The sequence below is a fragment of the Streptomyces sp. URMC 124 genome (genome assembly GCF_051386455.1).
In the GTDB taxonomy this organism is placed as follows: Bacteria; Actinomycetota; Actinomycetes; order Streptomycetales; family Streptomycetaceae; genus Streptomyces.
In genome coordinates, this window is the sequence record NZ_JBPQTS010000142.1 from 1 (window position 1) to 19,957 (window position 19,957).

A 19,957-nucleotide genomic window follows, 5' to 3' on the forward strand; every position below is an offset into this window, starting at 1 on the left:
AGCGGTGCCCTTCGGGGCACCGCGGCCGTAGTGTTTGTTTGAGTATGTGGACCGAAAGACCCAGGAAGGCATCCCATGGTCGAGATCAAGACCGCCGAGCAGATCGCGAAGATGCGCGAGGCCGGCCTGGTCGTCGCCGCCGTGCACGCGGCCACCAGGGAGGCGGCCGTGCCGGGCGCCACGACCAAGGACCTGGACGACGTCGCCCGCAAGGTGATCGCCGAGCACGGCGCGAAGTCGAACTTCCTCGGGTACGGCGGCTTCCCCGCCACGATCTGCACCTCGGTGAACGAGGTCGTCGTCCACGGCATCCCGGACACCAGGACCGTCCTGAAGGACGGTGACATCATCTCCATCGACGCCGGCGCCATCGTCGACGGCTGGCACGGCGACGCGGCCTTCACCGCCTTCGTCGGCACCGGGCACGCTCCGGAGCTGCTGGAGCTCTCCCGGGTGACCGAGGAGTCCATGTGGGCCGGCATCGCCGCGGTGAAGAACGGCAACCGCCTGGTGGACATCTCCCGGGCCATCGAGGGCTACATCCGCCGCCAGCCGCGCCCGGCCTCCGGGAAGTACGGGATCATCGAGGACTACGGCGGCCACGGCATCGGCTCCGAGATGCACATGGACCCGCACCTGCTGAACTACGTCTCCCGCAAGCGCGGCAAGGGCCCCAAGCTCGTCCCGGGCTTCTGCATCGCCATCGAGCCCATGGTGAGCCTCGGCACGGCCCGTACGCACGTGCTGGAGGACGACTGGACGGTCCTGACGGACGACATGTCCTGGTCCTCCCACTGGGAGCACTCGGTCGCCCTGACGGAGGAAGGGCCGCTGGTCCTGACGGCGGTCGACGGCGGCAAGGCGAAGCTCGCGGAATACGGCGTGACGGCGGCCCCGGACCCCCTCGCGTGAGCGCCGCTTAAGGATCACTGCGGCTGGGCAGTCACCCCTGGATTAGTCTTTCGGGTTGCCCTGACGTAGACTGACGCGTCGGCTCTCGTGTATCTGCATGCCTTCGTGCCGTTGGCACGCACATACGAGAGTTGATCAAGGTAGCCGATTCGAAAGGCGAAGCGTGGCCAAGAAGCAAGGTGCCATCGAGATCGAGGGCACCGTGATCGAGTCTCTGCCGAACGCAATGTTCAAGGTGGAGCTCCAGAACGGTCACAAGGTCCTCGCGCACATCAGCGGCAAGATGCGGATGCACTACATCCGCATCCTTCCGGATGACCGGGTCGTCGTGGAGCTCTCTCCCTACGACCTGACGCGTGGCCGGATCGTCTACCGCTACAAGTAGATCTTGTCGCCGTCCCGCTCGTACGGGGCGACGGCACTGACCCGGAGAACCTCACACCCATGAAGGTCAAGCCGAGCGTCAAGAAGATCTGCGACAAGTGCAAGGTGATCCGCCGCCACGGCCGGGTCATGGTCATCTGCGACAACCTGCGCCACAAGCAGCGCCAGGGCTGACGCAGAACCTGCACTTCCGCAGTTTCTTCGCGCGACGCGAGCAAAAACGTACATACGCAGAACCCGTCCAGTGATCACTGGCGATACCTCCGGCGGGGGCCGGGGACCCGGAACGTACCTAGTACGGCGGCCGGGATCGGTTCTGTGTCAGACCCCCGAGAACATCTGGAGCCATTGAATGGCACGCGTTTCCGGTGTTGACATCCCGCGCGACAAGCGCGTGGAGGTTGCACTCACCTACGTCTTCGGTATCGGCCGCACCCAGTCGCAGGCGACCCTCGCCGCCACCGGTGTGAACCCGAACACCCGCGTTCGTGACCTTCCCGAAGAGGACCTGGTCAAGATCCGCGAGTACGTGGACGCCAACCTCAAGACCGAGGGTGACCTCCGTCGCGAGATCCAGGCCGACATCCGCCGCAAGGTCGAGATCGGCTGCTACCAGGGTCTGCGTCACCGTCGTGGCCTGCCGGTCCACGGTCAGCGCACCAGCACGAACGCTCGTACCCGCAAGGGCCCGCGTCGCGCCATCGCCGGCAAGAAGAAGCCGGGCAAGAAGTAGTCCACAGCGGACGCTGCGGTGCTCCGGGGGGCGACCCCCGCGACGCCCGCATTCCAGCGGTCTTCGCTGTAGGACCGACCACCTCCCTCCATTCAGGAGTAAGACATGCCCCCCAAGGGTCGTCAGGGCGCTGCCAAGAAGGTGCGCCGCAAGGAAAAGAAGAACGTCGCTCACGGCCACGCGCACATCAAGAGCACGTTCAACAACACGATCGTGTCCATCACGGACCCGACCGGCAACGTGATCTCGTGGGCCTCCGCCGGCCACGTCGGCTTCAAGGGCTCCCGCAAGTCCACGCCGTTCGCCGCGCAGATGGCCGCCGAGTCGGCTGCCCGCCGCGCCCAGGAGCACGGCATGCGCAAGGTCGACGTCTTCGTCAAGGGCCCGGGTTCCGGTCGTGAGACCGCCATCCGTTCGCTCCAGGCGACCGGTCTCGAGGTCGGCTCCATCCAGGACGTCACCCCGACCCCGCACAACGGCTGCCGTCCCCCGAAGCGCCGCCGCGTCTGATCCGTCGGGCCGCGAGGCCCGCTGATCATCATCGCGCCGCTTCGTACGGCACACGGGCGATACGGCTCCTCGGGGCCGTATCGCCCGTACCCTTGTAGTACCTCAGGGCATCAAATAGTGGGTGTCCATGACTGAAGGATTCATCGCATGCTGATCGCTCAGCGTCCCTCGCTGACCGAAGAGGTCGTCGACGAGTTCCGCTCCCGGTTCGTGATCGAGCCGCTGGAGCCGGGCTTCGGCTACACCCTCGGCAACTCCCTGCGTCGTACGCTCCTCTCCTCGATCCCGGGTGCGGCGGTCACGTCCATCCGCATCGACGGTGTCCTGCACGAGTTCACCACCGTGCCGGGCGTCAAGGAGGACGTCACCGACCTCATCCTGAACATCAAGCAGCTGGTCGTCTCCTCGGAGCACGACGAGCCGGTCGTGATGTACCTGCGCAAGCAGGGCCCGGGTCTGGTCACCGCCGCCGACATCGCCCCGCCGGCCGGTGTCGAGGTGCACAACCCCGACCTGGTCCTGGCGACCCTGAACGCCAAGGGCAAGCTGGAGATGGAGCTGACCGTCGAGCGCGGTCGCGGCTACGTCTCCGCCGTCCAGAACAAGCAGGTGGGCCAGGAGATCGGCCGTATCCCGGTCGACTCCATCTACTCGCCGGTCCTCAAGGTCACCTACAAGGTCGAGGCGACCCGAGTCGAGCAGCGCACCGACTTCGACAAGCTGATCGTCGACGTCGAGACCAAGCAGGCCATGCGCCCGCGCGACGCCATGGCGTCCGCCGGTAAGACCCTGGTCGAGCTGTTCGGTCTGGCCCGCGAGCTGAACATCGACGCCGAGGGCATCGACATGGGCCCGTCCCCGACGGACGCCGCCCTTGCCGCCGACCTGGCGCTGCCGATCGAGGAGCTCGAGCTCACGGTCCGCTCGTACAACTGCCTCAAGCGCGAGGGCATCCACTCCGTGGGTGAGCTCGTCGCCCGCTCCGAGGCCGACCTGCTCGACATCCGCAACTTCGGTGCGAAGTCGATCGACGAGGTCAAGGCGAAGCTGGCCGGCATGGGCCTGGCCCTCAAGGACAGCCCGCCCGGATTCGACCCGACCGCCGCCGCGGACGCCTTCGGTGCGGACGACGACGCGGACGCCGGTTTCGTCGAGACCGAGCAGTACTAAGAGCTCGGGCCTTTACGGTCCGATCTTGGCTGCGCGTCCGCTTCGGCTGGTCGCGCAGTTCCCCGCGCCCCTCACGGGGGGCGCGGGTCTCCGACGGGCGACCGCCCGCTCGGATACTGACCCCGGTACCTGATACGGCCGGGGCAGACACCTAGGAGAAACACCATGCCGCGTCCCACCAAGGGTGCCCGTCTGGGCGGCGGTGCCGCGCACGAGAAGCTGATGCTGGCGAACCTCGCCAAGTCGCTCTTCGAGCACGGCCGCATCACGACGACCGAGGCCAAGGCCCGCCGCCTGCGTCCGGTCGCCGAGCGCCTGATCACCAAGGCGAAGAAGGGCGACATCCACAACCGTCGCCAGGTGCTGCAGACGATCACGGACAAGGGCATCGTGCACGTGCTCTTCACCGAGATCGCTCCGCGCTTCGCCGAGCGTCCGGGTGGCTACACCCGTATCACCAAGATCGGTAACCGCCGTGGCGACAACGCTCCCATGGCCGTGATCGAGCTGGTCGAGGGCGAGATCGCCAAGAAGGCGACCGTTGCCGAGGCCGAGGCCGCCACCAAGCGTGCGGTCAAGGAGTCCGAGGCTGCCGCCGAGGCTCCGGCCGAGGAGTCGAAGGACGCCTGACACCGCTGATGCGTGTCAGTGACGGGCCCGCCCCTTTTCCGGGGGGGGGCCCGTCCCGCATTTCTGAGAGGAACCCCTGGTGAGTGACGAGGTGGCACCCGGCCACGTGCGGGTGCGACTGGACCTGTCGTACGACGGCAAGGACTTCTCCGGCTGGGCCAAGCAGCGCGAGGGTCAGCGCACGGTGCAGGGCGAGCTGGAGGACGCGATCCGGACCGTGACGCGGTCCAAGGAGACGTTCGAGCTCACGGTCGCGGGCCGGACCGACGCCGGAGTGCACGCCCGGGGCCAGGTCGCGCACGTCGACCTGCCGGCCGAGCTGTGGGCCGAGCACGAGGACAAGCTGCTGCGCCGGCTGGCCGGCCGGCTGTCGCACGACGTGCGGGTGTGGAAGGTCGCCGAGGCGCCGGCCGGGTTCAACGCGCGCTTCTCCGCGATCTGGCGGCGCTACGCCTACCGGGTGACGGACCATCACGGCGGTGTCGACCCGCTGCTGCGCGGTCACGTGCTGTGGCACGACTGGCCGTTGGACGTCGACGCCATGAACGCGGCCTCGAAGGCGCTGCTCGGTGAACACGACTTCGCCGCCTACTGCAAGCGGCGCGAAGGCGCGACGACCATTCGCACGCTGCAGCAGCTGAGCTGGGAGCGGGACGCCTCCGGCGTCATCACGGCCACCGTGCGGGCGGACGCCTTCTGCCACAACATGGTGCGGTCGCTGGTGGGTGCGCTGCTGTTCGTCGGGGACGGGCACCGGCCGGTGGAGTGGCCGGGCCGGGTGCTGGCCGCGGGCGTGCGGGACTCCGCGGTGCATGTGGTGCGGCCGCACGGGCTGACCTTGGAGGAGGTCGGGTACCCGGCCGACTCCGAGCTTGCCGCGCGGAATCTTGCCGCTCGGAACAAGAGGTCGCTGCCCGGTTCGGGTTGCTGCTGAGACGGATGGGGGAAAGGGCCCGGCGAAAGCCGGGCCCTTTCCCCCATGAGGGGGTCAGCTGGGGCAGCTGATCGCCAGGTCGCTGTTGACCGTGAAGTACGGCTTGATGCCGTCGACCTTCGGGTACAGGTCCGTCTTGTTGCGGTCGACGATGTCGCCGACGAGGCGGGCGACCTTGACCGGCTCGCCGTCCGGGGTGAGGCGCAGGGCCAGGTCCCAGACGGTGTTCTCCTCGCCGGTGCCGCGGGCGTGCCGCAGCTCGGCGTAGGGGATGCTCACACGGAAGGTCGTGCTGTCGACGGCGGTGACCTCGGCGGTCACCCGGTCGGCGGTCTCCGTGCGCGGCGTGGCGACGAGGACGGGCTCGGCGCCGTCGGCGAAGGCGGCTCCGTGCAGGGTGCCCTCGACGGTGAGGGCGGTCTCGCCCTGGCGGACGAGGCGGGCCTCGGCGTGGACGGGGCGGTTCCAGGCACGCAGGGCGAGGAAGCCGTCGACGGTCGGGTAGGGCACCCACCAGGTGAAGGGGGCGTCGGGCAGCGGCTCCAGCTCGACCAGGCCGCGGCCCTCGGCGAGGTGGGAGACGACACGGCGGCGGGCGCCGTCGTCGCCGCGGACGACGTGGAGGTCCCAGCGGCCCTCGCCCAGGCGCAGCTGCTTGCGGTCGAGAACGGCGGTGTAGGGATCCTTGGGTCCGGCCGGTGCCGTCAGGGGCACGCTGACGGGCTTGCCCTCCTTGCGGCGGGTGACCGTGAGGGAGAGCTTCTCGCCGGAGAGGCCCTTGCGGTCGACGGAGACGAGGATGTTGCCGTCGGCGTCGACGCGGCAGGAGGCGGTGCAGCGCAGCGGCTTGCGGACGATCTCCTTGATCGCGGCCTTCACCGGCGGGGTGGCGGGCTTGGCGACGCCGCGGCGCAGGGGGCGGAGGATCTTGCCGGCGGTGCGGCGCAGCATCTTCGTCAGCGGGACGGGCGCGGGCTTGCGCTCGGCGGTGCCGGCGGTGCCGCCGGTGGGGGCCGCTGCCGGGGCGGAGCCGCCGCGGACGCCGCCGAGGCTCTCGATGAGCTCCTCGTAGCGGCGGGCGATGGCGTCGGGGTGGTAGCGCTCGGCGGAGACGCGGGCGTTCTCGCCCATGGTGCGGCGCAGCTCGTCGTCCTCGATGAGCTTGAGGAGGCCCTTGGCGATGGCGTCGCTGTCGAGGTTGGTGACGAGGAGGCCGTCGTGGCCGTCCTTGATGATCTCGCCGGGGCCGTGCGGGCAGTCGGTGGCGACGACGGGGACGCCGCAGTTCATGGCCTCCACGATCGTCATGCCGAAGGACTCCTCGCGGGAGGTGACGGCGGCGATGGAGCCCTTGGCCCACTCGGTCTCGATGGGGGAGTGGGGGCCCATGAGGGTGATGTGCTCGGTGAGGCCGAGCTGGTCGATCTGCTCGCGCAGCTTGGCCTGCTGGGGGCCGCGGCCGTAGATGCGCAGCTTCCAGTCGGGGCGGGCGGCGGCGACGGTGGCCCAGGCCGTGACGAGGAGGTCGTAGCGCTTGACGGGGATGAGGCGGCCGGCGGCGACGACGAGCTTGGCCTTGCCGTCGGAGGGCTCGACCTCGGAGGCGGGGACGCCGTTGGGGAGCGCGACGAGCTTGGTCCTGATGCCCGGGAACTGCTCGCGGTGGGTCGCGGCGTCGGCGTCGGAGACGGCCGTGTGGGCGTCCAGGTGCGGGATGGCGCGGTCCTGGGCGGCGCGGATGTTCGGCTCGTGGGTGCCGTAGATCCGGTGCTCCTGGCCGATCCGCAGATAGCGCTCCTGCCCGAACTCGGCCAGGTACATGACGAGGCCGGGGCGGGTGGCGACGACGACGTCGGCATCGGTGCGGGCGAGGTGCTCGGCGACGCGCTTGTCGGTCAGGGCGCTGAAGTGGGCGCCCTTGGCCTCGACGGGCGGGATGTGGGCGCTGTCCTGCTCCAGGAGCGGGTTGTCCCGGTCGGCGCCGGTCTCGGCGCGGGTGTCGATCAGGTGGACCAGCTTCACCTTGCGGTGCAGGGGGAGCTTGGGTGTGCCACCGGTCCTGTGGATGGACACGATCTCCACGTCGTGCCGGGCGGCGAGCGCACTGGCGACGTTGAAGGTGGAGCGGATCGTGCCGCCGATGCCGTAGGCGTTCTGCAAAAGGAAAGAGATCTTCATGGCGGTGTGTGCGCGGCGCTACGGGCGGCGCGTCCGTCCTTCCCCCTGGCCTGGGTGTGCGGGTCTCCCCTGTCGGCCGGATGCTTCGTTGGTCCGGTCCGATTCCGTCGGTAAAGACCGTTGGGAGGGATTTCGGTTGCCTGTCGAGGCTACATTGTGGCTTGAGTCACGTCGCTTGCGTCAAGGGTGAGATCGTCCTCGGACCGTCCGGGTGGGGAGCTCGTTTGTTCGGGCGAGCGAACTGTAGGGGCAGTCGCGACGCTCCCGTCAAGCGCCCGCATCGAACGGCAGTCCAGAGGGTAACCGGGTGGCCGGGCGTGGCGCGGGGACGGACCCCGCGGGCGCTGGGAGGCTGGGCCCTGTGAAGGCGATGGTGGCGGTCTCCGCGGTCGTGGCCCTCGGGCTGACGGCGGGCTGCGGCGGCAGTGGCGGCGACGGCGGACTCGACGGGAACGGCGGCTCCGGCGGAGGAGGCGGTCGCGGCGGCGGCCGCGGCGAGGCCAAGGGCACGCGCGGTGCCGTGCGGATACTGAGCTCTGCCCAGCTCCGGCACGTCGAGCTGGGGCCGCGCGAGGTCCCCGGATTCCAGATCGAGCGGGCGAGCAGCTGGGCGGCCGGCGGCGGGCGGCCCGTCGCGGACGACGCCTCCTGCCGGCCCCTCGTCGAGGCCCTCGGCTCCCGGCCCCGGCCCGCGCCGGCCGCGTCCGTCGTGAACACCTTCGCCAAGGCCGGTGAGGACCTCGACTTCCAGGGCCTCATGGGGATGATCCGCGTCTCCACGTACCGCGGCGACGGGGCGGTCTCCACCCTGGAGGGGCTGCGGTCCGCCGCGGCCGGCTGCGCGGGCGGCTTCCGCATGCGCACCGGGGAGGGCGAGCCCCAGGAGTTCCGGGCGGTGCGGACGCTCACGGCGCCCCGGCTGGGGGACGAGGCGGTGGCGTACCGGCTGGAGAACGCGGCGGAGCGGGCGCCGAGCCTGATCACGGTCGTGCGCTCGGGCGCGACGCTCGCGATGTTCTTCGCCACCAGCCTCTCCGACCCCGAGGACGTCGAGATCCCGCAGGAGCTCGTGGACGCCCAGATCGCCAAGCTGGAACGCGCGGAACAGAAGGCGCCCACGGTGCCGCCGCCCTCCTCGCCGATGGCGGCGGGGGAGGGCGGCGAGGCGGGGGACGGCGGCGACGGCGGCTGACACCGCCGTCCCGGCCCGGTCGCCCGGCTACGCCTGCTTCTTGTTGCCGTTGCCCGGGGACGCGGACGGCGTGGCCACGGAGGCCGCCGCCTGGGAGTTCGCGCGGGCCATGATGCGGCGGAAGGTGTAGCCCGCCACGTCGCGGCCCGCCTGCAGGGCGTCCTTGTCGTCGTCCGGGACGGCCTTGCCGTTCAGGTAGCCGGACACGGTGAAGTACGCGTAGCGCCCCTCCGCATTGGCGGTCAGGCGGCAGGCCGTGGCCCGGCAGAAGGAGGGGCCGTCGCCGGAGAGCGAGGCGATGTTCCCGGTGGACTGTTCCTTGGCCTTGTCCGCGGCGGCCTTCGTGTCGAAGACGGCGACGCCGACGGTCACGGCCACCCCGTCGCGCGTGTACGTCGCCCGCATCACCTTCCGGCAGCCGTTGCTCGTCAGGACGGAGCCGAGCCCGCCCTGCGTCGCCGAGGCGCAGTCCTCGGTCGTGGCCGTGTCGATGCGGTCGTACTTGCGCTTGTCGAGGGAGGGCTTGCTGTGCGGGAAGAGCGTCTTGGTGCTCAGCGGCGCCTTGTCCTTCTCCGCGCTGGCTATGAAGTCGCGCGGATTGGGCGGGGGCGGCGGGGCGACCTGTGAGAACGACGGCTCGGGCGAGCCGGAGGAGCTCGGCAGCTTCTGCGGCGACGGCAGACCGGAGGCGGACTTGCCGCCCTTGTGCGAACCGACGACGAGGGCCGCCACGGTGCCGGCCACGGCGACCGTGGCCAGCGCGCCACCGCCGATCAGCAGCCACTTGCGGCGCCGGCCGCGGGCCGCGGTGGTGTCGGCGAGGGCGTCCCAGTCGGGGGTGTGCGAGGCCTGGCCGGGGGCGGAGGCCCACGGCGCGGGGGGTGCGGGCGGCGCGGGCTGCTGGGCCGGCGGCTGCGGCTGCTGCCGGCCGTCCTGCTGCGGCAGGGGCTGCGACTGCGGGACGGGCTGCTGGGCTTGCGGAGGCTGCGCCTGCGGAGGCTGGGCCTGCGGGGCCCCGGCCTGCGGCTGCTGCGGCGGCTGCGGCGACAGGACGGGCGGCGGCCCGAACTGTCCGGCCGGCGGCATCGGCTGCGCGCCGGGCTGCGGGCCCGGCGGCGGACCCGGGGGCGGACCCGGCTGCTGGTGCGGCTGCTGCGGATCCCCCGGGGGCCCGTACGGCCCTGCCTGCCCAAAACTCATGGCGTGCATCGTAAACCGCGAAAACGGGTTGGTCGCCCCCTTGGCGAGCAGGGAGAATCCCGCCCATGGGACACGTGGAAGCGGCACATCTGGAGTACTACCTCCCGGACGGGAGGGTGCTCCTCGGCGATGTCTCCTTCCGCGTCGGCGAAGGCGCCGCGGTCGCCCTCGTCGGGGCCAACGGCGCCGGCAAGACGACGCTGCTGCGCCTGATCGCCGGCGAGCTGCAGCCGCACGGCGGCACCGTCTCCGTCAGCGGCGGCCTCGGCGTGATGCCGCAGTTCGTGGGCTCGGTCCGGGACGACCGTACGGTCCGTGACCTGCTGGTCTCCGTCGCCCAGCCGCGCATCCGCGAGGCGGCGCGGGCGGTGGACGCCGCCGAGCTCGCGATCATGGAGAGGGACGACGAGGCCGCGCAGATGGCCTACGCGCAGGCCCTGTCCGACTGGGCCGAGGCCCGGGGCTACGAGGCCGAGACCGTGTGGGACATGTGCACCACGGCCGCGCTCGGCGTCCCGTTCGAGAAGGCCCAGTGGCGCAAGGTGCGCACGCTCTCCGGCGGCGAGCAGAAGCGGCTCGTCCTGGAGTCCCTGCTGCGCGGCACGGACGAGGTCCTGCTGCTGGACGAGCCGGACAACTATCTGGACGTCCCCGGCAAGCGCTGGCTGGAGGAGAAGCTGCGCGAGACCAAGAAGACCGTCCTCTTCGTCTCCCACGACCGGGAGCTGCTGGCCCGCTCCGCCGAGAAGATCATCAGCGTCGAGCCGGGCCCGGCGGGCAGCGACGTGTGGGTCCACGGCGGCGGCTTCGGCACGTACCACAAGGCCCGCAAGGAGCGCTTCGCCCGCTTCGAGGAGCTGCGCCGGCGCTGGGACGAGAAGCACGCCCAGCTGAAGAAGCTGGTGATCAACCTCCGGCAGGCCGCCGCGGTCAGCCACGAGATGGCCTCCCGCTACGCCGCGGCCCAGACCCGGCTGAAGAAGTTCGAGGAGGCGGGCCCGCCGCCGGAGCCGCCCCGCGAGCAGGACATCCGGATGCGGCTGCGCGGCGGACGTACCGGCGTACGCGCCGTGACCTGCGTCGACCTTGAGCTGACCGGCTTGATGAAGCCGTTCGGCCTGGAGGTCTTCTACGGCGAGCGGGTCGCGATCCTGGGGTCGAACGGCTCCGGGAAGTCGCACTTCCTGCGGCTCCTGGCCGGGGACACCGAGAATCCCGTGGCGCACACGGGCGAGTGGAAGCTGGGCGCCCGCGTCGTGCCGGGGCACTTCGCGCAGACCCACGCCCACCCCGAGCTGCTGGGCCGCACGCTGGCCGACATCCTGTGGACGGAGCACGCCAAGGACCGCGGCGGGGCGATGTCCGCCCTGCGGCGGTACGAGCTGGAGAAGCAGGGCGACCAGCCCTTCGAGAAGCTCTCGGGCGGGCAGCAGGCGCGCTTCCAGATCCTGCTGCTGGAGCTGGCGGGCACGACGGCCCTGCTGCTGGACGAGCCCACGGACAACCTGGACCTGGAGAGCGCGGAGGCCCTCCAGGAGGGGCTGGAGGCCTACGAGGGGACGGTGCTCTGCGTCACGCACGACCGCTGGTTCGCTCGCTCGTTCGACCGCTTCCTGGTCTTCGGGGCGGACGGCCGCGTCCGCGAGGTCCCGGAGCCGGTGTGGGACGAGGGGCGCGTGGCGCGCAGCCGCTAGTGGGCCGTGTGGCTGCGCTCCGGCGCCGGTGAGACCATGTGTTTTGACCCCGCCGGTGGGCGCCCGGTACTCTACGAGTTCGTTATGCGTATTGGCTAGTCGTTCTCACGCGAGGGGCCCTTACGCTTGCCCACCAGAGTGGCCGCCAGCGGCATGCACCCGGGTTGCGTCCCCGGAGTGCGTCCCTCGCAGGCAGCCGCCTCCGGCGGGCCGTGTCAGGACCCACTCACTGAAGAAGCGAAGGCTACGACCGTGCGTACGTTCAGCCCCAAGCCCGGCGATGTCCAGCGCCAGTGGCACATCATCGACGCGCAGGACGTCGTCCTGGGCCGTCTGGCCTCTCAGGCCGCCTCCCTGCTGCGCGGCAAGCACAAGCCTGTGTACGCCCCGCACATGGACATGGGTGACTTCGTCGTCATCATCAACGCCGACAAGGTGCACCTGTCCGGCAACAAGAAGACCCAGAAGATGGCGTACCGCCACTCTGGCTTCCCGGGTGGTCTGCGCTCCGTCCGTTACGACGAGCTGCTCGACAAGAACCCCGAGAAGGCCGTCGAGAAGGCGATCAAGGGCATGCTGCCCAAGAACTCCCTCGGCCGTCAGATGCTCTCGAAGCTGAAGGTCTACTCGGGCGCCGAGCACCCGCACGCCGCCCAGCAGCCGCAGCCGTTCGAGATCACCCAGGTCAAGCAGGGCTAAGTCCCGGCCACCGCCGAACCAGAAAGTCTGAGGAGAATCGTGGCTGAGACCACTGCCGAGATGCCGGTCGAGGGCGTCGAGGAGTACACCACCGAGACCGAGGTCGTTGAGTCGGAGTACACCTCCGAGTCCCTCGCGTCCCGCTTCGGCGACCCGCAGCCGGCTGCCGGCCTGGGCCGTCGCAAGAACGCCATTGCCCGTGTCCGGATCGTTCCGGGCTCCGGCAAGTGGAAGATCAACGGTCGCACCCTTGAGGACTACTTCCCCAACAAGGTGCACCAGCAGGAAGTCAACGAGCCCTTCAAGGTGCTCGAGCTCGACGACCGCTACGACGTCATCGCCCGCATCTCGGGTGGCGGCGTTTCCGGCCAGGCCGGCGCCCTGCGCCTCGGCGTGGCCCGCGCGCTGAACGAGGCGGACGTGGACAACAACCGCGGCCCGCTGAAGAAGGCCGGCTTCCTGAGCCGCGACGACCGTGCGGTCGAGCGCAAGAAGGCCGGTCTCAAGAAGGCCCGCAAGGCCCCGCAGTACAGCAAGCGCTAATCACGCGGCTTCGCTGCTTCTGCTCGAACGCCCCGGCGGCACGCTCCGTGCCCGCCGGGGCGTTTCGGCTATCGGTCACCCGGGACGTATCGGCGTATACCTGAAGTCAACGTTCCGGTTCCTGACCCGACACTTTTGATTGCGGGGCCCGTTCACAGGCAGGCCCCGTATCCGCGCGTTTTTCGGAGGACACCAGTGGGACGACTCTTCGGTACGGACGGTGTGCGCGGCGTCGCCAACGCCGATCTGACGGCCGAGCTCGCACTCGGCCTGTCGGTCGCTGCGGCGCACGTGCTCGCCGAGGCGGGGACGTTCGAAGGCCACCGCCCGGTGGCCGTCGTGGGCCGCGACCCGCGTGCGTCCGGTGAGTTCCTGGAGGCCGCCGTGGTGGCGGGCCTCGCCAGCGCCGGCGTGGACGTCCTGCGCGTCGGGGTGCTGCCCACGCCCGCCGTCGCCTACCTGACCGGTGCCCTCGGCGCCGACCTCGGCGTGATGCTCTCCGCGAGCCACAACGCCATGCCCGACAACGGCATCAAGTTCTTCGCCCGCGGCGGCCACAAGCTCGCCGACGAGCTGGAGGACCGCATCGAGCAGACCTACCGGGCGCACGCCTCCGGCGAGCCCTGGGACCGTCCCACCGGTGCCGGCGTCGGCCGCGTCCGCGAGTACGACCAGGGCTTCGACAACTACGTCGCCCACCTCATCGGTGTCCTCCCCAACCGCATGGACGGCCTGAAGGTCGTCATCGACGGCGCCCACGGCGCCGCGGCCCGCGTCTCCCCGGAGGCGTTCGCCCGCGCCGGTGCCGAGGTCATCACCATCGGCACCGAGCCCGACGGCCTCAACATCAACCACGAGTGCGGCTCCACGCACCTGGACAAGCTGCGGGCCGCCGTCGTCGAGCACGGCGCCGACCTGGGCGTGGCCCACGACGGCGATGCCGACCGCTGCCTGGCCGTGGACCACAAGGGCAACGAGGTCGACGGCGACCAGATCCTCGCCGTCCTGGCCCTCGCGATGCGCGAGGCGGGCTCGCTGCGCAAGAACACCGTCGTCGCCACCGTGATGTCCAACCTGGGCTTCAAGCTGGCCATGGAGCGCGAGGGCGTCGAGCTGGTCCAGACGGCCGTCGGCGACCGCTACGTCCTGGAGGAGATGAAGGCGCACGGCTTCGCCCTCGGCGGCGAGCAGTCCGGGCACGTCATCGTCCTCGACCACGCCACCACCGGCGACGGCACCCTGACCGGCCTGATGCTGGCCGCGCGCGTCGCCGCCACGGGCCGCTCCCTCGCGGACCTGGCCGCCGTCATGGAGCGCCTGCCGCAGATCCTCATCAACGTCCGCGACGTCGACAAGACGCGCGTGAAGTCCTCGGAGGAGCTCGCCGCGGCCGTCGCCGACGCCGAGCAGCAGCTGGGCTCCACCGGCCGCGTGCTGCTGCGCCCGTCGGGCACGGAGCCGCTGGTGCGGGTCATGGTGGAGGCCGCCGACATCGAGCAGGCGCGGGCGGTCGCGCAGCGGCTGGCCGACGTGGTGAAGTCGGCACTGGGCTAGCCCCGGGTCCCCCCGGGTCCCCCGGGGCCGGGCGGGCCCGCGTCTTTCTTCCGCCGCGAGGGCGGGGAATCGAGACGGCGCGTTTCGGCGGTGCCGGGCCCGCCTCCGGCCGGGGCGGCTCGGCACCGCCGGGTTCCGCCGTGGGGGCTTTTCGCCGTTGCGGCGGAGGGAAACGCCGGGCGCGGCGCGCCCGGGGGCTCAGGTCTTCGGGCCGGTGGTCGCCGGGGCGCGGTGGCGGGACCAGAACCACTTCTGCACGAGCAGCGTCAGCGTTCCCGCCACCACGATGCCCGCGAGGTTCAGCGCGAGCTGCACCGCCGATCCGCGGGTCTCCGCCCAGTCCCCGTAGGAGAGGGCGACGGCCGCGTTCGCCGCGGCCGGCACCGTCGTCACCGAGATCGCCACACCGATCAGGGCTCCGGACTTCGCCGAGGTCAGGGAGAGGATGCCGGCGATACCGGCCAGGAACGCCACCACGAAGGAGAAGGCGTCCGGCTGCCAGATGAAGGACGTCTGGGGGCGCGGGGCCAGGAACTTCGCCTCGTGGAAGAGCCCGAGCGCGTCCATCAGCAGGCTGAAGCCGCCGGTCAGGGCCATGGCCACGGGGAAACCCACGAGCAGTGCGGCCATCGACCGCCAGGCGAGCCCCGGCGCCCGGCGCACGATCGCCGTGCACAGCCCGGCCAGCGGGCCGAACTCCGGTCCCACCGCCATCGCGCCCACGATCAGGATCGCGCTGTCCATGATCACGCCGCAGGCGGCGAGCATCGTCGCCACCGTCAGGAACGCCAGGAACGTGATGGTGAGCGTGGACTCCTCGTGGGTCTCCTCGACCAGCGACTCCCACACGATCGCGTCGGCGCCCGAGCCGGGCGCGGCCAGCTCGGCGTGCTGCGCGCGCCGGGAGAGCAGCAGGTCGACGTCCTCGACGGCGACCGAGCCGACCTCGGGCAGGCCGCTCGCGCGCAGGGCGCCCAGCAGTTCGTCGGCCGCCTCGCGCGCCACGTCGCACAGCACGATGTCGCCGTGCGGGTCGCGGCCCGCGCCGGGGATGACGGCCAGGTGGGTGGCGCCCACGGTCCGCTCGACGAGGGCGACCACGTCGTCGGTGCGCGCGGGCGGGCAGATCATCCGCAGATGGAGCATGGGCGTCCCGGTCCGGTCGTTGGTCCGTCAGGTCAGAGCTTGCGCAGCGACAGCCGCTGCACCTTGTGGTCGGGCCCCTTGCGCAGGATGAGGTTCGAGCGGCCGCGCGTGGGGGCCACGTTCTCCAGCAGGTTGGGCTTGTTGATGGTGCGCCAGTTGCGGCGCGCGTAGTCCAGGGCCTCCTCCTCGGAGACCTCGGTGTAGCGCCGGAAGTAGGAATCGGGGTCGGTGAAGGCCGTCGCCCGCAGCTTCGTGAAGCGCTCGTAGTACCAGCGCTCGATGTCCTCCGCGCGCGCGTCCACGTACACGCTGAAGTCGAAGAAGTCGGCGAGGCCGACGCGCGTGCGGCCGTCCTTGCCGGGCAGGGCCGGCTGCAGGACGTTGAGGCCCTCGATGATCAGGATGTCGGGGCGGTGCACGGTCAGCCTCTCGCCGGGCACGATGTCGTAGATCAGGTGGGAGTAGACGGGGGCCGAGACCTCGTCCTTGCCCGCCTTCACGTCGGCGACGAAGCGGGTCAGGGCGCGCCGGTCGTAGGACTCGGGGAAACCTTTCCGCGACATCAGGCCGCGGGCCTGCAGCTCGGCGTTGGGCAGCAGGAAGCCGTCCGTCGTGACCAGCTCGACGCGCGGGTGCTCGGGCCAGCGGGCGAGGAGCGCCTGCAGAAGGCGCGCGGTGGTCGACTTGCCGACCGCCACGCTGCCCGCGACGCCTATGACGAAGGGCGTGCCGGGCTGGGAGCCGTGCCCGTCGCCCACGTCGCCCAGGAAGGTGTTCAGCGTGCCCCGCAGCTGACTGGTGGCCTCGACGTACAGGTGCAGCAGCCGGGACAGCGGGAGGTAGACCTCGCGCACCTCGTCCAGGTCGATGACGTCCCCGAGGCCGCGCAGCCGCTCGACCTCCTCGGCGGTCAGCGGCAGCGGGGTGTTCTCCCGCAGGGCGCTCCACTCGGCGCGGGTCAGGTCCACGTACGGGGACGAGTCCGCGCGGCGGCGCTGCGGCGGCTGGTCTGTGGTGGTCGGCACGGGCCCATTGTGCGCGGGTCGGGCCCGGGGCTCACTTCCGGGTGGCGGGAGCGGGTGTTCTTGTGGGGTTTGTGCGCCTCGTACGGGCGGTAACCGGCTGCCCTCGTTGGGTGAACTTTCACTTACCTCTATACCTACTGACCGGTCAGGCACTACGTTCCGCTCGCAGGCCGCACGCGCACCTGCCCCCCACGCGGCCGCATCACGCTAGGGACGGCCGTGTTCGCTCTCCGAAACCACCCCCGCAGCCCCCTCGGTCCCCGCCGGCGCTCCGCCGAGGCCGACCGGGAGGCCCTCGCCGCCCGCGTCTGCGCCGAGCTGGCCGACGCCCTGCCCGACGAGGACCTCACCCAGGACCTGGACGACTGCCTCGACCGCTACGAGCTCGGCAGCAAGCCGCGCTGCGAGGAGGTCGAGTACCTGGAGATGGTGCAGGACGCCATCGACAGGATCGAGCGGGGCTGCTGATCCGGCGGGGCGCCCGGTCGGTCCGGGCGCCCCGGTCCGCCGCCGTCCGTGGGGACGGTTGTGCCGTTGCCGCCACGTACGGGGCCGCCCGGGCCGTAACCTGCTCCGCATGTGCGGAATCGTTGGCTATGTGGGAGGGCAGTCCGCCCTCGATGTCGTATTGGCGGGGCTGCGGCGGCTGGAGTACCGCGGCTATGACTCGGCCGGGGTCGCGGTGCTGGCCGACGGCGGTCTCGCCGCCGCGAAGAAGGCGGGCAAACTCGCCAACCTGGAGAAGGAGCTGGCGGACCGGCCGCTGCCGTCCGGCCCGACCGGCATCGGCCACACGCGCTGGGCCACGCACGGCGCGCCCAACGACGCCAACGCCCACCCCCACCTGGACAACCCGGGCCGCGTCGCCGTCGTCCACAACGGCATCATCGAGAACTTCGCCGAGCTGCGGGCCGAGCTGGCCGAGCGCGGCCACGCCCTCGCGTCGGAGACCGACACCGAGGTCGTCGCGCACCTGCTGTCCGAGTCCTTCTCCTCCTGCGGGGACCTCGCCGAGTCGATGCGCCAGGTCTGCCGCCGGCTGGAGGGCGCGTTCACGCTGGTCGCGGTGCACGCGGACGAGCCGGACGTGGTGGTCGGCGCGCGCCGCAACTCCCCCCTCGTGGTCGGCCTCGGCGACGGCGAGTCCTTCCTCGCCTCCGACGTCGCCGCCTTCATCGCCCACACCCGCGAGGCGGTCGAGCTGGGCCAGGACCAGGTCGTGGAGCTGCGCCGCGACGGCGTGACCGTCACCGGCTTCGACGGGGCGCCCGCGGACGTGCGGCCGTACCACGTCGACTGGGACGCCTCGGCCGCCGAGAAGGGCGGCTACGACTACTTCATGCTCAAGGAGATCGCCGAGCAGCCGAAGGCCGTCGCGGACACCCTGCTGGGCCGCATCGACGCCGCGGGGACGCTGTCGCTGGACGAGGTGCGGATCCCGGCGTCCGTGCTGCGCGAAGCCGACAAGATCGTCATCGTGGCGTGCGGCACGGCGTACCACGCGGGGATGATCGCCAAGTACGCGATCGAGCACTGGACCCGCATCCCCTGCGAGACGGAGCTGGCCAGCGAGTTCCGCTACCGGGACCCGATCCTCGACCAGCGGACGCTGGTGATCGCCATCAGCCAGTCCGGCGAGACCATGGACACCCTGATGGCGCTGCGGCACGCCCGGGAGCAGGGCGCGAAGGTGCTGGCCATCTGCAACACCAACGGCTCGACGATCCCGCGGGAGTCGGACGCGGTGCTGTACACGCACGCGGGCCCGGAGGTGGCCGTCGCGTCGACCAAGGCGTTCCTGACCCAGCTGGTCGCCTGCTACCTCGTCGCGCTGTACCTGGGCCAGGTGCGGGGCACCAAGTGGGGCGACGAGATCGTCTCGGTGATCCGCGAGCTGTCGCAGATCGCGGGCCAGGTGGAGGAGGTCCTGGAGACCATGGAGCCGGTCCGCGAGCTCGCGCGCTCCCTGGCCGACAAGAACACGGTGCTGTTCCTGGGCCGCCACGTGGGCTATCCCGTGGCCCTGGAGGGCGCCCTGAAGCTCAAGGAGCTCGCCTACATGCACGCGGAGGGCTTCGCGGCGGGCGAGCTCAAGCACGGGCCGATCGCTCTCATCGAGAAGGACCTGCCCGTGGTGGTGGTCGTGCCGTCGCCCCGGGGGCGCTCCGTGCTGCACGACAAGATCGTCTCGAACATCCAGGAGATCCGGGCGCGGGGCGCACGGACGATCGTGATCGCCGAGCGGGGTGACGAGGCGGTGCGGCCGTACGCCGACCACCTCGTGGAGATCCCGCAGACGCCGGTGCTCCTGCAGCCGCTGGTGGCCACCGTCCCGCTGCAGGTCTTCGCGTGCGAGCTCGCCACGGCCCGCGGCAACGAGGTCGACCAGCCGCGCAACCTCGCGAAGTCGGTGACCGTCGAATGATCGTCGGAGTCGGCATCGACGTCGCGGAGATCGACCGCTTCGACGCCGCGCTGCGGCGCACCCCCGGGCTGGCGGCGCGGCTGTTCGCGGAGGGGGAGCTGTATCTGCCGAGCGGCGAGCGGCGCGGCATCGCCTCCCTCGCGGTCCGCTTCGCCGCGAAGGAAGCCGTGGCCAAGGCGCTGGGCGCGCCGGGCAATCTGCTGTGGACGGACGCCGAGGTGACGACGGAGCCCAGCGGCCGGCCGCGGCTGGTGGTGCGGGGCACCGTCGCGGCGCGGGCGGAGGAGCTCGGGGTGACGTCGTGGCACGTGTCGCTGAGCCACGACGCGGGGGTCGCGTCCGCGGTGGTGATCGCCGAGAAGTGAGGCGGGGCGCCCCGCTTTCGAAGGCCCGGGCCCGGCCCGGGCCTTCGGGTTTTCCCCTTGCGTCACGCCGGTGCGATCAAGTGGGCCGGCTGATAGCCTTTTCCTTGTTTCCGGCGGGTGTTACGTGATAGCGCGGCATTGAATAATGCCGCGTCGGGGGAATCACATGCGATCTGCGGTCAACCATAGTGACGCGTGGCGTTTCTGCCGCGCTCTGACTGTCGCCGTTTTCCTGTCCCTAGCCCTCGTCGCCTGGGGCTTCGTCCCCCCGGCGTCGAGCGCCGAAGTGGTGGCGGCTGCGGCCGGTGCCGGCGGTGACGAACGGGGATCCGTTCCTCCCGAGGTCGTGGGCGTCTGGTGCGGCGGAAGTAATTCCACCCCCGAAGGGCACTGGACCTACGCCTTCAGCGCGACCGGGGAATTCGTGGCGAAGAATGCGAATGTGGGCAGCATCAGCGGCTATGTCGTCACCTCGGCCCGGACAATGACGTTCCATTCCGCGCAGCTGAAAGCGCCCGTCGTTTCGACGTGGCAGGTGAGTCCCGGCACCGCCGTCGGCGACATGCTGTTCCTGGACGGCTTCAGCTACGTACGGGGGGCGTGCGGCTCGTAAGGCCGTAGGCCTTGGGCGCGCGAACGGCCCCCGGGGTGGGGGCGGGGGGG

General features: G+C 71.0%; 21 protein-coding genes. 17 read left to right on the forward strand and 4 right to left on the reverse strand.

Going from position 1 to position 19,957, the window contains the following annotated elements:
* Positions 1-75: 75 nt before the first annotated feature.
* The 8 genes from map (at position 76) to truA (ending at position 5,273) form a co-directional block, all read left to right on the forward strand.
* A complete protein-coding gene (map, locus tag ACSNOG_RS25170; protein ID WP_436754984.1) occupies positions 76-912 on the forward strand; it encodes a type I methionyl aminopeptidase in 837 nt (278 codons plus the stop codon).
* 163 nt (positions 913-1,075) lie between these two features.
* A complete protein-coding gene (infA, locus tag ACSNOG_RS25175; protein ID WP_003956442.1) occupies positions 1,076-1,297 on the forward strand; it encodes a translation initiation factor IF-1 in 222 nt (73 codons plus the stop codon).
* A gap of 59 nt (positions 1,298-1,356) precedes the next feature.
* Positions 1,357-1,470, forward strand: coding sequence for a 50S ribosomal protein L36 (gene rpmJ, locus ACSNOG_RS25180; RefSeq protein ID WP_003956441.1), 114 nt, complete (start codon positions 1,357-1,359; stop codon positions 1,468-1,470).
* Positions 1,471-1,648: 178 nt separating this feature from the next.
* Positions 1,649-2,029 (forward strand): 30S ribosomal protein S13, encoded by a 381-nt coding sequence (gene rpsM, locus ACSNOG_RS25185; RefSeq protein WP_030368393.1) that lies wholly within the window; start codon positions 1,649-1,651, stop codon positions 2,027-2,029.
* A gap of 105 nt (positions 2,030-2,134) precedes the next feature.
* Positions 2,135-2,539 (forward strand): 30S ribosomal protein S11, encoded by a 405-nt coding sequence (rpsK, locus tag ACSNOG_RS25190; protein WP_003948617.1) that lies wholly within the window; start codon positions 2,135-2,137, stop codon positions 2,537-2,539.
* Positions 2,540-2,686: 147 nt separating this feature from the next.
* Complete coding sequence (locus ACSNOG_RS25195; protein WP_004946635.1) at positions 2,687-3,709, forward strand: DNA-directed RNA polymerase subunit alpha; 1,023 nt, start codon at positions 2,687-2,689, stop codon at positions 3,707-3,709.
* A gap of 165 nt (positions 3,710-3,874) precedes the next feature.
* Positions 3,875-4,339 carry a 50S ribosomal protein L17 gene (gene rplQ, locus ACSNOG_RS25200; RefSeq protein WP_030368392.1) on the forward strand — a complete coding sequence of 155 codons (465 nt, stop codon included), beginning with the start codon at positions 3,875-3,877 and terminating at the stop codon, positions 4,337-4,339.
* A 79-nt stretch (positions 4,340-4,418) separates the two neighbouring features.
* Positions 4,419-5,273 carry a tRNA pseudouridine(38-40) synthase TruA gene (gene truA / locus ACSNOG_RS25205; protein ID WP_436754985.1) on the forward strand — a complete coding sequence of 285 codons (855 nt, stop codon included), beginning with the start codon at positions 4,419-4,421 and terminating at the stop codon, positions 5,271-5,273.
* A gap of 54 nt (positions 5,274-5,327) precedes the next feature.
* Here the strand turns inward: truA and ACSNOG_RS25210 are convergent, their stop codons facing one another.
* The gene (locus ACSNOG_RS25210; protein WP_436754986.1) at positions 5,328-7,451 is read right to left on the reverse strand and encodes a glycosyltransferase; all 2,124 of its coding nucleotides are present in this window, start codon (positions 7,449-7,451) and stop codon (positions 5,328-5,330) included.
* A 361-nt stretch (positions 7,452-7,812) separates the two neighbouring features.
* On the opposite strand from ACSNOG_RS25210, the gene ACSNOG_RS25215 reads away from it, so the two are divergent.
* Positions 7,813-8,643, forward strand: coding sequence for a hypothetical protein (locus ACSNOG_RS25215; RefSeq protein WP_436754987.1), 831 nt, complete (start codon positions 7,813-7,815; stop codon positions 8,641-8,643).
* A gap of 27 nt (positions 8,644-8,670) precedes the next feature.
* On the opposite strand, the gene ACSNOG_RS25220 is transcribed toward ACSNOG_RS25215, so the two are convergent.
* A complete protein-coding gene (locus tag ACSNOG_RS25220; protein ID WP_436754988.1) occupies positions 8,671-9,843 on the reverse strand; it encodes a hypothetical protein in 1,173 nt (390 codons plus the stop codon).
* A gap of 65 nt (positions 9,844-9,908) precedes the next feature.
* Between ACSNOG_RS25220 and ACSNOG_RS25225 the strand changes: the two genes are divergently transcribed.
* The 4 genes from ACSNOG_RS25225 (at position 9,909) to glmM (ending at position 14,333) form a co-directional block, all read left to right on the forward strand.
* Positions 9,909-11,537 carry an ABC-F family ATP-binding cassette domain-containing protein gene (locus tag ACSNOG_RS25225; protein WP_436754989.1) on the forward strand — a complete coding sequence of 543 codons (1,629 nt, stop codon included), beginning with the start codon at positions 9,909-9,911 and terminating at the stop codon, positions 11,535-11,537.
* 252 nt (positions 11,538-11,789) lie between these two features.
* The gene (gene rplM / locus ACSNOG_RS25230) at positions 11,790-12,236 is read left to right on the forward strand and encodes a 50S ribosomal protein L13 (RefSeq protein ID WP_106681041.1); all 447 of its coding nucleotides are present in this window, start codon (positions 11,790-11,792) and stop codon (positions 12,234-12,236) included.
* A 39-nt stretch (positions 12,237-12,275) separates the two neighbouring features.
* On the forward strand, positions 12,276-12,779 hold the full coding sequence (rpsI, locus tag ACSNOG_RS25235) for a 30S ribosomal protein S9 (RefSeq protein WP_106681042.1): 504 nt from the start codon (positions 12,276-12,278) through the stop codon (positions 12,777-12,779).
* 195 nt (positions 12,780-12,974) lie between these two features.
* Complete coding sequence (gene glmM, locus ACSNOG_RS25240) at positions 12,975-14,333, forward strand: phosphoglucosamine mutase (RefSeq protein ID WP_436754990.1); 1,359 nt, start codon at positions 12,975-12,977, stop codon at positions 14,331-14,333.
* A gap of 198 nt (positions 14,334-14,531) precedes the next feature.
* Here glmM and ACSNOG_RS25245 read toward each other — a convergent pair whose 3' ends face one another.
* Positions 14,532-15,479 carry a DUF389 domain-containing protein gene (locus tag ACSNOG_RS25245; RefSeq protein WP_436754991.1) on the reverse strand — a complete coding sequence of 316 codons (948 nt, stop codon included), beginning with the start codon at positions 15,477-15,479 and terminating at the stop codon, positions 14,532-14,534.
* A 32-nt stretch (positions 15,480-15,511) separates the two neighbouring features.
* Complete coding sequence (coaA, locus tag ACSNOG_RS25250) at positions 15,512-16,504, reverse strand: type I pantothenate kinase (protein WP_436754992.1); 993 nt, start codon at positions 16,502-16,504, stop codon at positions 15,512-15,514.
* 219 nt (positions 16,505-16,723) lie between these two features.
* Between coaA and ACSNOG_RS25255 the strand changes: the two genes are divergently transcribed.
* The 4 genes from ACSNOG_RS25255 (at position 16,724) to ACSNOG_RS25270 (ending at position 19,907) form a co-directional block, all read left to right on the forward strand.
* Complete coding sequence (locus tag ACSNOG_RS25255) at positions 16,724-16,972, forward strand: hypothetical protein (RefSeq protein ID WP_436754993.1); 249 nt, start codon at positions 16,724-16,726, stop codon at positions 16,970-16,972.
* Between the two features lie 109 nt (positions 16,973-17,081).
* Entirely contained in the window at positions 17,082-18,929 is a 1,848-nt protein-coding gene (gene glmS, locus ACSNOG_RS25260; protein ID WP_436754994.1) for a glutamine--fructose-6-phosphate transaminase (isomerizing), read from the forward strand.
* Entirely contained in the window at positions 18,926-19,294 is a 369-nt protein-coding gene (locus ACSNOG_RS25265) for a holo-ACP synthase (RefSeq protein ID WP_436754995.1), read from the forward strand. The genes glmS and ACSNOG_RS25265 overlap by 4 nt, the downstream gene beginning before the upstream one ends.
* A 166-nt stretch (positions 19,295-19,460) precedes the next feature.
* Positions 19,461-19,907: a hypothetical protein gene (locus ACSNOG_RS25270; RefSeq protein ID WP_436754996.1), complete on the forward strand. Its 447-nt coding sequence runs from the start codon at positions 19,461-19,463 to the stop codon at positions 19,905-19,907.
* The last annotated feature ends 50 nt before the right edge of the window (positions 19,908-19,957 follow it).

Excerpts from the sequence above, each read along its gene's own strand:
- ACSNOG_RS25225 (WP_436754989.1), top strand. The coding sequence starts at position 9,909 with ATGGGACACGTGGAAGCGGCACATCTGGAGTACTACCTCCCGGACGGG.
- rpsM (WP_030368393.1), top strand. The coding sequence starts at position 1,649 with ATGGCACGCGTTTCCGGTGTTGACATCCCGCGCGACAAGCGCGTGGAG.
- ACSNOG_RS25195 (WP_004946635.1), top strand. The coding sequence starts at position 2,687 with ATGCTGATCGCTCAGCGTCCCTCGCTGACCGAAGAGGTCGTCGACGAG.
- ACSNOG_RS25265 (WP_436754995.1), top strand. The coding sequence starts at position 18,926 with ATGATCGTCGGAGTCGGCATCGACGTCGCGGAGATCGACCGCTTCGAC.
- rpsK (WP_003948617.1), top strand. The coding sequence starts at position 2,135 with ATGCCCCCCAAGGGTCGTCAGGGCGCTGCCAAGAAGGTGCGCCGCAAG.
- ACSNOG_RS25220 (WP_436754988.1), bottom strand. The coding sequence starts at position 9,843 with ATGAGTTTTGGGCAGGCAGGGCCGTACGGGCCCCCGGGGGATCCGCAG.
- rpmJ (WP_003956441.1), top strand. The coding sequence starts at position 1,357 with ATGAAGGTCAAGCCGAGCGTCAAGAAGATCTGCGACAAGTGCAAGGTG.
- map (WP_436754984.1), top strand. The coding sequence starts at position 76 with ATGGTCGAGATCAAGACCGCCGAGCAGATCGCGAAGATGCGCGAGGCC.
- ACSNOG_RS25245 (WP_436754991.1), bottom strand. The coding sequence starts at position 15,479 with ATGCTCCATCTGCGGATGATCTGCCCGCCCGCGCGCACCGACGACGTG.
- ACSNOG_RS25210 (WP_436754986.1), bottom strand. The coding sequence starts at position 7,451 with ATGAAGATCTCTTTCCTTTTGCAGAACGCCTACGGCATCGGCGGCACG.
- glmS (WP_436754994.1), top strand. The coding sequence starts at position 17,082 with ATGTGCGGAATCGTTGGCTATGTGGGAGGGCAGTCCGCCCTCGATGTC.
- rplQ (WP_030368392.1), top strand. The coding sequence starts at position 3,875 with ATGCCGCGTCCCACCAAGGGTGCCCGTCTGGGCGGCGGTGCCGCGCAC.
- ACSNOG_RS25270 (WP_436754996.1), top strand. The coding sequence starts at position 19,461 with ATGCGATCTGCGGTCAACCATAGTGACGCGTGGCGTTTCTGCCGCGCT.